Below are 12,757 nucleotides of genomic sequence, written 5' to 3'. Positions count from 1 at the left end.
TAGTTTTTTTGTACATTTACCGAAGTTTGTCACACAAAAACCTATTCATAAGAATGAAATTACTCCTTATAGATGCTTATGCGCTTATTTATCGCTCATATTATGCGCTGATAAGAAGCCCTCGAATCAATTCGAAAGGTTTCAACACTTCGGCTATTTTCGGATTTGTGAATATATTGGAAGATGTTCTCAAAAAAGAAAATCCCAGCCATGTTGCCGTTGCTTTCGACCCGAAAGGACCGACTTTCCGTCATGAAGCCTTCGAACAATACAAGGCTCAGCGCGAAGAAACTCCCGAAGTGATCAGACAATCTGTTCCTATTATCAGAGATATTATCGAAGCATATAATATACCAATTCTTGAAGTTCCGGGATATGAAGCTGACGATGTAATCGGAACTATATCCAAACAGGCTGCACAGAAAGGTTTCACCGTATATATGATGACGCCGGATAAAGACTATGGTCAGCTTGTCGGTGATAATATATATATGTATAGACCTAAGCACGGCGGCGGATATGATATTATGGGCGTTCCGGAAGTGTTGGCAAAATTCAATCTTTCTTCTACGGAACAAGTAATAGATTTGCTCGGTTTGATGGGCGACAGCTCTGATAACATTCCGGGTTGTCCTGGCGTTGGCGAAAAAACAGCTCAGAAACTTCTCGCTGATTTTGGTAGTATAGACAATCTTCTTGCGAACACAGACAAACTGAAAGGTGCACAGAAAAAGAAAGTGGAAGAAAATGCTGAGCAAATCCGTTTCTCAAAATTCCTTGCCACAATCAAGACTGATGTTCCTATTGAATTTGATGCTGACTCTTGCAAAAAGCAAAATGTTAATGAAGATAAACTAATCGAAATATATACTGAATTAGAATTTAGAACTTTTATTAACAGATTTAAACAAGAGCCGCAGAAAGAAGTAAAATCTGGTCCTGTTCAAGGCTCACTTTTTTCCATTTTTTCGGACGAAAATACGGAAGCTGAAAAAAAATCGAGTCTCGCGGACTTAAAATCCACTCCTCACACATATCATATTGCTGATAATGAGGAAGAAATAAGCAAAATTTGCTCAATTTTGGCGAATCAGAAATTTTTCTGTTTTGACACGGAAACTGACGGAATCGACCCGCTGACTGCAGAATTGGTAGGAATGTCGTTTTCTATCACCAAAAATGAAGCTTGGTATGTTCCGGTTCCGGCAAACAGAGAAGAAGCGACGAAAATTGTTGCCCGCTTCTCTCCTGCCCTGCAGAATCCGGAAATTCAGAAAATCGGTCAGAATATAAAATTCGATATTCTTGTTCTCAGAAAATATGGAGTGAAAGTTGCCGGTCCACTTTTCGACACAATGATTGCGCACTATCTGCTAAATCCGGAACTTCGTCATAATATGGATTACCTTGCGGAAACATATTTGAAGTATAAAACTGTATCAATCGAAGAGCTTATCGGTCCGAAAGGTAAAAAGCAGGGAAACATGAGAAATGTTCCGCTTAATCAGATTTCGGAATATGCTGCAGAAGATGCAGACATAACCTTGCAACTTAAAGATTACTTCGAACCTCTGCTGAAACAGGAATCAGTAGAAGATTTGTTCCATAATATTGAAATGCCTTTGATTTATGTTCTGGCAGAAATGGAAGCAACCGGTGTAACTCTTGATACATCTGCTTTGAAAGAATCTTCTGAAATTCTTTCCGGCCAACTTGTTTCATTGGAAAAGGAAATTCATGAACTTGCCGGTTTGGAATTCAACATCAATTCACCGAAACAGATTGGTGAAGTTCTGTTCGACAGAATGAAATTGGATGAAAAAGCAAAGAAAACAAAAACCGGAGGCTACAGCACTAGCGAAGAGGTTTTGGAAAAATTACGTTCAAAGCATCCGATAATCGGAAAGATTCTGGAATATCGTGGTTTGAAGAAATTACTGAGCACTTATATTGATGCTCTTCCGGAACTTATAAACAAAGAAACCGGAAAGATTCACACTTCATTCAACCAGGCTGTAACTGCTACAGGACGATTAAGTTCAACTAATCCGAACCTGCAGAATATTCCTGTCCGTGATGAAATGGGACGTGAAATTCGTCGTGCTTTTACGGCTGATAATGACGACTGCATTTTCTTCTCTGCCGACTATTCGCAGATTGAACTTCGCATTATGGCTCATCTTAGCAACGATGCTCACATGGTTGAAGCTTTTGTCAGTGGCGAAGATATTCACGCTGCTACAGCTGCAAAGATTTATAATGTTCCGATAAATGAAGTAACCAGCGATATGCGCCGAAAGGCAAAAACAGCAAACTTTGGTATTATCTATGGTATTTCTGTTTTTGGTCTTGCCGAAAGATTGAATATTCCACGCGCAGAATCAAAAGAATTGATTGACGGATATTTCAATACTTATCCGGAAATACGAAAATATATGGATGAAAGTATCCGCGTTGCCAAAGAACACGGCTATGTTGAAACTATTTTCAAGCGCAAACGTTTCCTTCCGGATATTAATTCCGGAAATGCAGTTGTCCGTGGTTATGCCGAACGAAATGCCATAAATGCTCCAATTCAGGGAAGTGCTGCCGACATTATTAAACTGGCAATGATTAAAATACATCAAAGATTTGAAGAAGAAGGCCTAAAAAGCCGTATGATTCTGCAAGTTCACGACGAATTGAACTTCAATGTCTATAAAGATGAATATGAAAAGGTGAAAGAAATAGTTCTTGATTCTATGGAAAATGTCATCAAACTTCGTGTTCCTCTGATTGCAGATTACGGTGAAGGCAAAAGTTGGCTTGAAGCTCATTGATGTTCATTTATATACAAAACCCCAAAGGCACAGGAGTATGTGCTTTTGGGGTTTTATTTTTTCGATACATATTTTTATCTCAACTTATCCATCAGTTCACATTTGCCTTCAAATAATCCTCAAGTTTGAAATCCTTGAACACATCTTCTTTTCCAGGATTAACCTCTTCTATATGCTGATATACCGAATCCTTTTTCTCAATAAAACGAGATATAAATCTGCCAATCTCCGGCAAATGTGTCTGCATCGGTGTATCCGCAATTTCATGACTGCAATTTCGGAACTGGAAGAATTGATGCGGAACTTTCAAGCTATCCAAAGATGCATCTATTGTTGACGAACCATATAATCCCATCTGACCAATAACTGCCTCTTTAAAAGGAACAATGCTATCTGCATCTCCATGGAACAACAAACAAGGTGCAGGCTTTGATGTCCATTTCAATGGACCTGGTGAACAAATTGCTCCGGCAAAAGATATCAAACCTGCGTATTTGAAATCCTTAGGTAAAACAGCCTCATTCACAAATCCATTGCACAAACCATAAACAGCTTGCGAAGCTGTTATTGCTCCGGCACTGGAACCACTTGCAATAATCATTTCCGGATTTATATTCCACTCTGATTTATGCTGCAAAACGAAACTTGTGGCACAATAGAAATCACTTACAGCTGTCTGAATTGCATTCTGAAGCAAAGGAATATAATCTTGAGGCTTTTCTATTTTTACAGAACTTATATTGCTTAAAGTTGTTCTATAATCCGTTGAAATAACAACATAACCTTCATTGGCAAGATAATGAAAATAAGGTTCGTAAGAACTTCTAGCCCTGTCTCCTCCTCTGAAACCTCCGCCGAAAGCAAAAACTACGGTTGTACGTGGCTGTTGGCTAACTGGTTCTGACATTTCATATTTGTCAAGATACAAAGTATCTTTTCCATAAACAGCATAAATATAAGTCTGTTTTTCTATTTCTGAAGCTTTTGATATTTGGGTAAATCCAAACAGAAAAGATAATGTAAACAGGAAAAATACGGCTCTCATAACTACCTGAATTATTGTTTTATTATTATATAGAATTTATATACTAACAAACTTAATAAAATTTTTCCGTATAAGCTCTATTATTATTTAATACACTATAAAACAGGTAATTATATTTTCAGTACAATTTTATACTTTGGAAAACTTTTTTCATCGGGATGAAACAAAAATTCCATATAATATGAAAAATAATTTTCATATTATATGGAAAAAGTTTTTCACCTATTATGTGTAAAGCACAAATGTTAATTCAAATTCAACACACTTCTTTCAGCGGCCAAAGCAGCAGATGCCGGAGTAGATTTGCGAGTGCAATATTTGAACTCAACAGATTTGTCTCCGCTATAAGATTTCCATTTAAGTTTCAAATTAACTGTTTCACCTTTTGTATCAGGCAAACTGTCCAAACGGAAAGCTACCAAACCATCAGCCATCGGACCATAATTATTACCGAAAGCATTGTGGCGGAATTCTACTTCATACGGATTCTCAGGATTATTGCCCAAAAGCAAATTTACGAAATGCTTCTCTCCTCTTTCTGTACGGAAGCGAAGAGTAAGATAACCGTCTTCGGCAATCGTAACCCAATCGTTTACAATTTCTACAGGGTCAGTTCCATAAACAGAATCATTCTGAAGGCCCAAATCCGGAGCAATTGTTTTAGTAAGAATACTATCCATCCAGTTGATATGAACTGCCTTTGTATATTCTCCACTTGGTTCGTTCACTTCCTCAAAGTTCACCAAAGCACGCACTTCTTTTGTTCCATAAGGAGAAGAAGTAACATTTACCGGCAACAATGTAGTTGTGTCGTCGAGCTGAAGGAAATAAGTATCTCCTCCGTCAACAGGTTTTACTGTTACCAAAGCATTAGGCAACAAATCAGAATAATGATAATTGTCATCGTCCTTCAAACAAGACTGAAACATCATCGTAGAAGCCAGCACTCCCAGCATCAATACACTTTTTCCTAAATTCAATAAATTGGTTTTCATAAACAGATATTATTAATTTTCAAGTTTATCCAGTCTCGATGATTTTCCGAAACTTTCTATATTATTAAATGCAGGAAATGCTGAAAATGCTGCATGAAAAGAAAAAAATTTATTGAAAATAATATCAATGACAGATAACCAACGAATCAAAAAAAAACAAGTTGACAAGGTTTTTACGATTTTACCTTGTCAACTTGCCTATAAAGTCTTGTCAACTTTTAAGTTTTGCAATTGCAAAACTTAAATCAATAAACCATTATTTCGTCCATAAAGAACCAAGCCGGATATCCAACTCCATAATGCCAGCTAGGACACATTCCAAGAGTTTTTATATCAACTTTGATATATCTGGCTTTGACAGGAGAATCCACAGCAACCTTTCCACGAACAAACTTAACCTTCGGGTCTCTATCTTCGGCAAACTCAAACGAACCGAAAGGTAAGAATGTCTGATTATTTGTGGAAACGCTGTAAGTTCCGCCTTTAGGCAAAAGAATCCATCCGCCCAACTGATGAAGAAAATCAATCTCAATGCTGCTGATTTCTTTCTCCGAACCCAAGTCAACAACAAAACTTGCATCCTTTCCTTCCCAGCCAACCCAGCTTTCCACGAATGTTGTTCCACCAAATAGTCCATCAGTCAATGCCGTATCACCCAACGCCTTATATTTATCGCTCGGTGGAAGAATCCATCTTACTGAAGCTCCTGCTGCAAGATTTACCTTTTCAGAAGGTAGGAAACGTTCTTTATAAAGTTCATAGTATTCTACCGGAGGATTATTTCTCTCGTTCAAAGTCTTAACTCCGAATTCTTCTGATATAGTTCTGAACAATTCAAGTTTTGATTTTACAGTCTGCATATCACGTTCCGGATAAGTTCTGAGTATTTCAAGTTCCGAATATATCAGCGGAAGACGTGAAAGTCTGACGTGGTCGAGATACAATTTATTATCAGCCACAGCAGCTTCTGCCTTATCAAAAAGTTCGTTGTATGTTTTTATAAGCTGCGGACAAAGCATTCCGTTTTTGTGTGATATAGGAGAATCATAAATCCACAGCGGCTGATGACTGGCAAGCAAAGCTCCTTGCATTATCTTGTGATACTGATATAGGTAAGGAGTTGCATCTCCGTAATATCCTTTCATAAAGCTGAGCATAAGAGAGTCAGCATCCTGATAAGGATTCCACATAAGCTTGGCAATCATGTAAGCACGCATTTCAGAGAAATCACCTCCTTTGATACCATTCACCTGAGAGAAATGCATCGTAACGTTATGCTCCTTGAAAAGCTGTATATTCTTCTGTATAATATGGAAATTAGGGAAAGGAGAAACAATATTGTCGAAATTGATTCCATAATCCCACACAAAAATATTGTCAGATATTTCGGACCAGCCTTTTAGAGCACGCATAAAATCCTGTCCTGAGGCATTATCTGTCAGTGGAACTTCACGTTTGCAGTCAATATCGCAAAGCATAATGTTCACATTTGGCAGTGGCTTTGTATGCTTCGGCGGCTGCATTGAATAAAGATAAGCAAGAGTAGAAAATTCCTTATCCGGAAAACGCTCTGCTAGCTTATTCATGAAACGGATTATATTTCCTGAAGGAGAACCTTCATATTCATCAACTTTCTTACATTCGTCGCAAGTACAGTTGGTGTGATTTCCATCATTCTGACTTACAGATATAGTACGCATTCCGGGATTTGCCTTGAAAATAGAATCCAACTGCTTCACGGCTGCGTCAAATACTGCCGGATTAGTCAGGCACCACTGGCTATGATTGCCCGGACGATGTTTACCATTGATAAAGGAATAATATTCCGGATGTTCTTTTCCGAATCGTTCAGAAGGAAGAATACGGTCAAATGTATGAACCCACATATTATTAATGAAAGTCTCATTCGGTTCTTCCAAGCGGAACCATAATTTATAGACCGGATCTTCATTACCGTAACTGAAGGTCTGTCGGTATCTGAAAGCAGGAGTTTCTGAGTGATTTATCTCTGGAATTGAGATGTTAGGATTCTGGCTGAGTGTATATGTTTCATAAGCATAATACTGAACTCCAAGATATTTCTCAAGCAAAGTAACTACACCATAAATAGCACCTTTATCTCCGCCGGACATAATATGAAGACAACCATTAGAAGAAAGAAGCTGAAAACCGTCTTCTCCGGCTTTATCAGTTTTCTCCCCGATAATAATATCGCCTTCTTTCCATTTGGAAGTTTCTTTAATCTTAAGTTCAGCTCCGCTTATTTTCAATACGAAATCCTTAAGAAGATTTGCAGCTTTCAAGTTTGTTTCGCTGTCATCAACAACGATAATTCTCGACAAAGCTTTCCCGTTTTCAGTAATATTTATCTGTGCCTTTAAAGCAAAGACACAGATAAATAACATATACAGTAATGATGTTTTTCTGATAAAAGACATATGGTTGGTTTATTTATTTTTATTTCTTGCACAAGCTCCAGGCTTTTTCAACTGCCTCGTTGATATTACTGCAAACATTATCAGCACCAAGGCAATCTTCAACACCTGATTTAGTCAGAACTTTATGGACATTTTCATTTACACCTGAAAGAATGATATGTATATTCTCTGACTGCGACATACGAATCAAACTTTCCAAGTTGTGCAAACCTGTAGAATCCATAAACGGAACACGGCGCATACGGATAATACGTATATTAGGTTTGTCGCCCATTCGGTTCATAATATCATCAAATTTATTTGCAACACCAAAGAAGAACGGACCGTCAATTTCGTAAACCTCAACACCTTTAGGCAAGTTAAGTTTTTCTTCTTCGTGATATATTTCACCTTCATCAGAAAGGTCTATTTCGTCAGTAGTAACAGAAACGTGAGTAGTTTCAGCAACACGTTTCATAAACAAGAACATTGCAATAAGCAAACCTATCTCTATTGCGATTGTAAGGTCAAATATAACAGTCAGGAAGAATGTCACAAGCAAAACAGATACGTCACTCTTTGGATTCTTCATCAGCGACTTGAATGTACGCCACTGGCTCATATTATATGATACAATAACCAAAACACCAGCAAGACAAGCCATAGGTATATGTTTTGTCAAAGGGCCGAGGAAAAGAAGAATCAACAGCAAAACAACAGCATGGATAATACCGGCAATAGGTGTTTTACCTCCGTTGTTGATATTTGTCATAGTACGTGCAATAGCACCAGTAACAGGAATACCACCAAACAAAGGAACAATGATATTTGCAGCACCCTGAGCAATAAGCTCTGTATTTGAATTATGCTTGTCGCCTGTTACACCATCTGCAACTGTAGCAGAAAGCAAAGATTCAATAGCTCCCAATATTGCAATTGTAAAAGCAGAAGGCAACAACAGGTTGATAGTTTCCATATCAAACTGAATTGGAGCAGGCTGTGGCATTGAAGCGTTGATAGTGAATCTGTCGCCAATAGTTTCAATTCCTGTTACTCCAAAGAAAGTACGAAGGCAATATACAGCAATTGTCATTACGATAATTGCAACAAGCGAACCAGGGATTTTCTTTGAGAACTTAGGAGTTATGGCAATAATTATTATACTTAAAATACCAACAAGCGAAGCCATCCAGTTAATTGTCGGGAAAGCTATTACATATTCTATCCATTTTGAAATGAAATCGGCCGGAACCTTTTCCATTGTCAATCCGAATAAATCTTTAATCTGAGTAGTGAAAATAGTAAGCGCGATACCACTGGTGAATCCTACTACAATTGGATAAGGAATAAACTTGATAACTGTTCCCAGTTTCAAAGCTCCCATTATTACAAGCAAAATACCGGCAACAACTGTTGCAATTGCCAAACCTTCAAGACCGAAGTTTTGGATTATACCATAAACAATTACGATAAATGCACCTGTAGGTCCTCCAATCTGAATAGAACTACCACCTAATGCAGAAACAATAAAACCACCGATAATAGCAGTTATAAGTCCTTTCTCTGGACTAACACCTGAAGCAATACCAAAAGCAATGGCTAGCGGAAGGGCAACAATACCCACAATAATACCGGCCATAAGGTCGGTCATAAATTTCTCTTTGGAATAATTTTTCAGCGCAGAAACTAATTTCGGCTGAAAATCTAATTTCATACTCATTTTCTTTTGCCTATTTTTTATTTTTAAAAGGTTGCAAATGTATGAAAAAATATATAAATATTCAAGAATATCTACAACTAATTTTGTTTAGTTTCAAGCAGTTATAACCAATAACTAAATAAACAATCTGTTTCTGTAAATATCTTTTACAAAACATTTATTCATGATATAAAATTAACGTAGAGAATAAAGAAGTATAAAATAAATTATTTATGTATATTAGCAGAGTTAGCTCTAATTTAAGTATATATCGTAAAGCTGTATGAAAAGGTTATTATGCATTTCAATCATATTATTTGTTTTCACATTTATGACAAAAGTACAATCTACAAATAATTATACAGAGCCTGTTCTAACAGGAGACAGTAATTTTTCTGTTATGGACGGTGGAATTCCTATAATTATAGAAGGCATTGTTGTAGGTGGAATTGGAGTTGGAGGAGCTCATGGAAATAATGATACAGAAATAGCGAGAACAGCTATCGAAAAGCAACTTTAATTCAATGAATATCAAAGCTTTTATCAATCATATAATCTACTGGAATATCTATAATAGATATATTCAATTAAGTGATAGAAATTATCATTCAAATAAATAAGAATTATCTGAAAACAAATAAATACTTTTGCAATGTCCAAAAGAAACAAAGGGACAAGCACAAAAGAATTAATAATTACATAAAAATTAGCGTTATGGGAAAAAGTATTAAAGGAACAAGAACAGAACAGAATTTGTTGAAATCATTCGCAGGTGAATCACAGGCTAGAGGTCGTTATACTTACTTTGCTAGTGTAGCAAAAAAAGAAGGTTACGAACAGATTGCTGCTATTTTCATGGAAACTGCTGAACAGGAAAAAGAACACGCAAAACGTTTCTTCAAATTCCTTGAAGGTGGAATGGTTGAAATCACAGCATCTTATCCTGCAGGTATTATTTCTACAACTAAAGAAAACCTTGCAGCAGCTGCAGCAGGTGAAAATGAAGAATGGACAGAACTTTATCCTGAATTTGCAAAGATTGCTGACGAAGAAGGCTTCCCTGAAGTTGCAGTTGCTTTCCGCATGATTTCAAAAGTTGAAGCTGAACACGAAAAACGTTACCGCCAGTTGTTGGCTCGCGTTGAAGCTGAAAAAGTATTTGAAAGAGACGAAGAAATTTTGTGGCAGTGCCGTAACTGTGGTTTCGTAATTGAAGCGAAGAAAGCTCCTCAGAAATGTCCTGCTTGCTTGCATCCACAGGCATTCTTTGAGCCAATGAAGCAGAATTATTAATTATATAAGGTGACAAGGTGACGAGTGAACAAGATACAAGGGGAAAATCCTTATTTCTTGTCAACTCGTCACCTTGTTTTCTATAGCATTACAAACTTCTTACCTTAACATTGCGGAACCAGATAAGAGAATTGCCATGTTTGCCCTGCAAACCTATATAGCCTTTAGTAGGAATAGTTGAGAAAGGTTTAGGCAACCAACTTGGAATATCACTTCCATCAGGATTCTTAGTTCCTGAAGTCCAAAGGTTCATATCCATATCAGTAACTTTCTTGCCATTTAGAATAACAGATATATTCTTACCCTTACAACGTATTCTCATATGATTCCATTCTCCCGGTTTCTTAACAACTTTATCTTGTTTTGCACCTAAGTGACCATAAATGGCTCCACACTTTTCATAAGGTTTGCCATTTCCCCACTTTTCACAGTGATCATCAGCAATCTGAATTTCCACAGAATTAGGAATCCAATCTTTTATATCAGTGCAATAAACAACAACACCACTATTTGTTTCATGATCTGTCTTAAATTCCAAATCCAATTCAAAGTTTTCATATTCTTCAGTAGTCCAGATTGATTCATCCTTTACAGCACTCAAGACACCATCTTTCATGCTCCATACTTCCGGATTATACTGAGCCTTCTCCAAATTATCACCAAACAATAATTGCCATTTGTTATCTTTGGCAAAGCTGAATGTTGTTGTGCACAACAAAAATGATAAAGCAAATAAAATTCTTTTCATGGTATTAAATTTATAGATTTGTTTACTTGTTTTTCTTCACAGGAGGATAATCAAGTGTGTAATGCAAACCTCGGCTTTCTTTTCTTTCCATTGCCTGGCGTGTGATCAGATAGCCTACATTTATCATATTACGCAATTCACAAATCTCACGTGAAGCCTTGCAGCGTTTGAACAGTCTTTCTGTTTCTTCATAAAGAATATCCAAACGGTTCCAGGCTCTTGTCAGACGAAGATTGCTTCGTACAATACCAACGTAGCATTCCATTATCTGATTTACTTCTTTCATACTTTGTGTAATAAGAACTCGTTCCTCGTTTGTAATAGTTCCTTCATCATTCCATTCAGGAATATCTGTGTTATATTCGTAACGGCTGAATGTTTCCAAAGCATGTTTTGCTGCTGCATCAGCATAAACGATTGCTTCAATCAGTGAATTTGAAGCCAATCTGTTTCCGCCATGCAATCCTGTACAAGAACATTCACCCAAAGCATAAAGGCGGCGGATACTTGATTGTCCGTTCAAATCAACTTTTATACCACCACACAAATAATGCGCTGCAGGAGCAACCGGGATATAATCTTTAGTAATATCAATTCCCAAACCAAGACAATGCTTGTAAATATTAGGGAAATGTTTCTTTGTTTCTTCCGGATCCTTATGAGTTACATCAAGATAAACATGGTCTTCACCACGTGTTTTCATCTCATTATCAATTGCACGAGCCACTATATCACGTGGAGCAAGAGAAAGACGAGGGTCATATTTCTGCATAAACTCCTCTCCTGCCAGATTTCTAAGCACTGCACCATAACCACGCATTGCCTCAGTTATAAGGAAACAAGGACGATCACCCGGATTATAAAGGGCAGTTGGATGGAACTGAATGAATTCCATATCTTTCACTGCACCTTTGGCACGATAAACCATAGCAATTCCGTCACCGGTAGCAACCAAAGGATTTGTAGTGTTACGATAAACAGCCTCGCATCCGCCTGTTGCCATAACAGTAACTTTTGACAGGAATGTATCAACTATTCCAGTCTCTTCATTTAAGATGTAAGCACCAAAGCATTTGATTCCAGGAGTATGACGAGTTACGATTATACCCATATGATGCTGAGTAATTATTTCAACAGCATAATGATTCTTGAAAACAGTAATATTTGGATGTGCCTCAACAGCTTTAATCAGACTTGTCTGTATTTCGGCTCCTGTATTATCTTTATGATGAAGTATACGGAATTCAGAGTGTCCGCCTTCTTTGTGAAGGTCAAATTCACCTTTTTCGTTTTTGTCGAAATTAACGCCCCATTCTATAAGCTGTTTGATTTGCGACGGAGCTTCACAAACCACCTTTTCTACAGCTTCCCTATCGCTCAGCCAATCACCGGCGATCATTGTATCTTCGATATGTTTTTCGAAATTATCGACAGCGAGATTCGTCACTGAAGCAATACCACCTTGGGCAAAGTATGTATTAGCTTCTTCCATACCGGCTTTACAGATAAGAGCAACTTTTCCTTTATGTGCTACTTTAAGAGCAAAGCTCATTCCGGCGAGTCCGGAGCCGATTACCAAGAAGTCAAATCTTTGTACCATCTTACTTAAATTTAAAGTTAGACAAAGTTATTATTTTTTTTAGTTGTTTGCTAAAAGTCAATATTGTTTTATTAAATCAGTTGACAAGTTGACGAGAAAACAAGTTGACAAGAGTTTTTAGGTAATCAGCTGTGAATTGAT

9 protein-coding genes are annotated in these 12,757 nt (G+C 37.2%); 3 read left to right on the top strand and 6 right to left on the bottom strand.

All coding sequences use genetic code 11. From position 1 onward, the window contains the following. Window positions 1-53 precede the first annotated feature (53 nt). Complete coding sequence (gene polA, locus ACYIAR_RS09550; RefSeq protein WP_480329193.1) at window positions 54-2,819, top strand: DNA polymerase I; 2,766 nt, start codon at window positions 54-56, stop codon at window positions 2,817-2,819. Window positions 2,820-2,910: 91 nt separating this feature from the next. Here the strand turns inward: polA and ACYIAR_RS09545 are convergent, their stop codons facing one another. The 4 genes from ACYIAR_RS09545 to ACYIAR_RS09530 form a co-directional block, all read right to left on the bottom strand. Next, the gene (locus tag ACYIAR_RS09545) at window positions 2,911-3,864 is read right to left on the bottom strand and encodes an alpha/beta hydrolase (protein ID WP_480329191.1); all 954 of its coding nucleotides are present in this window, start codon (window positions 3,862-3,864) and stop codon (window positions 2,911-2,913) included. Window positions 3,865-4,109: 245 nt separating this feature from the next. After that, window positions 4,110-4,859 (bottom strand): NigD-like protein, encoded by a 750-nt coding sequence (locus tag ACYIAR_RS09540; RefSeq protein ID WP_480329189.1) that lies wholly within the window; start codon window positions 4,857-4,859, stop codon window positions 4,110-4,112. Window positions 4,860-5,104: 245 nt separating this feature from the next. After that, entirely contained in the window at window positions 5,105-7,297 is a 2,193-nt protein-coding gene (locus ACYIAR_RS09535; protein WP_480329187.1) for a DUF4838 domain-containing protein, read from the bottom strand. A gap of 19 nt (window positions 7,298-7,316) precedes the next feature. Beyond that, a complete protein-coding gene (locus tag ACYIAR_RS09530) occupies window positions 7,317-8,996 on the bottom strand; it encodes a SulP family inorganic anion transporter (RefSeq protein ID WP_480329185.1) in 1,680 nt (559 codons plus the stop codon). Window positions 8,997-9,306: 310 nt separating this feature from the next. Between ACYIAR_RS09530 and ACYIAR_RS09525 the strand changes: the two genes are divergently transcribed. Both ACYIAR_RS09525 and rbr read left to right on the top strand, forming a co-directional pair. Further along, on the top strand, window positions 9,307-9,495 hold the full coding sequence (locus ACYIAR_RS09525; protein ID WP_480329183.1) for a heme-binding protein: 189 nt from the start codon (window positions 9,307-9,309) through the stop codon (window positions 9,493-9,495). Window positions 9,496-9,689: 194 nt separating this feature from the next. Beyond that, window positions 9,690-10,268: a rubrerythrin gene (gene rbr / locus ACYIAR_RS09520; protein ID WP_480329181.1), complete on the top strand. Its 579-nt coding sequence runs from the start codon at window positions 9,690-9,692 to the stop codon at window positions 10,266-10,268. A gap of 88 nt (window positions 10,269-10,356) precedes the next feature. On the opposite strand, the gene ACYIAR_RS09515 is transcribed toward rbr, so the two are convergent. After that, entirely contained in the window at window positions 10,357-11,016 is a 660-nt protein-coding gene (locus ACYIAR_RS09515) for a 3-keto-disaccharide hydrolase (RefSeq protein ID WP_480329179.1), read from the bottom strand. 22 nt (window positions 11,017-11,038) lie between these two features. Beyond that, the gene (gene nadB / locus ACYIAR_RS09510) at window positions 11,039-12,616 is read right to left on the bottom strand and encodes an L-aspartate oxidase (protein WP_480329177.1); all 1,578 of its coding nucleotides are present in this window, start codon (window positions 12,614-12,616) and stop codon (window positions 11,039-11,041) included. Window positions 12,617-12,757: the final 141 nt, after the last annotated feature.

The sequence above is a fragment of the Parabacteroides sp. KHUB-01 genome (assembly GCF_056640935.1).
Note: the sequence above shows the minus strand (reverse complement) of the source record. Positions and strands in the feature narration are given on the sequence as shown.

Excerpts from the sequence above, each read along its gene's own strand:
- polA (WP_480329193.1), top strand. The coding sequence starts at position 54 with ATGAAATTACTCCTTATAGATGCTTATGCGCTTATTTATCGCTCATAT.
- ACYIAR_RS09545 (WP_480329191.1), bottom strand. The coding sequence starts at position 3,864 with ATGAGAGCCGTATTTTTCCTGTTTACATTATCTTTTCTGTTTGGATTT.
- ACYIAR_RS09540 (WP_480329189.1), bottom strand. The coding sequence starts at position 4,859 with ATGAAAACCAATTTATTGAATTTAGGAAAAAGTGTATTGATGCTGGGA.
- ACYIAR_RS09535 (WP_480329187.1), bottom strand. The coding sequence starts at position 7,297 with ATGTCTTTTATCAGAAAAACATCATTACTGTATATGTTATTTATCTGT.
- ACYIAR_RS09530 (WP_480329185.1), bottom strand. The coding sequence starts at position 8,996 with ATGAGTATGAAATTAGATTTTCAGCCGAAATTAGTTTCTGCGCTGAAA.
- ACYIAR_RS09525 (WP_480329183.1), top strand. The coding sequence starts at position 9,307 with ATGACAAAAGTACAATCTACAAATAATTATACAGAGCCTGTTCTAACA.
- rbr (WP_480329181.1), top strand. The coding sequence starts at position 9,690 with ATGGGAAAAAGTATTAAAGGAACAAGAACAGAACAGAATTTGTTGAAA.
- ACYIAR_RS09515 (WP_480329179.1), bottom strand. The coding sequence starts at position 11,016 with ATGAAAAGAATTTTATTTGCTTTATCATTTTTGTTGTGCACAACAACA.
- nadB (WP_480329177.1), bottom strand. The coding sequence starts at position 12,616 with ATGGTACAAAGATTTGACTTCTTGGTAATCGGCTCCGGACTCGCCGGA.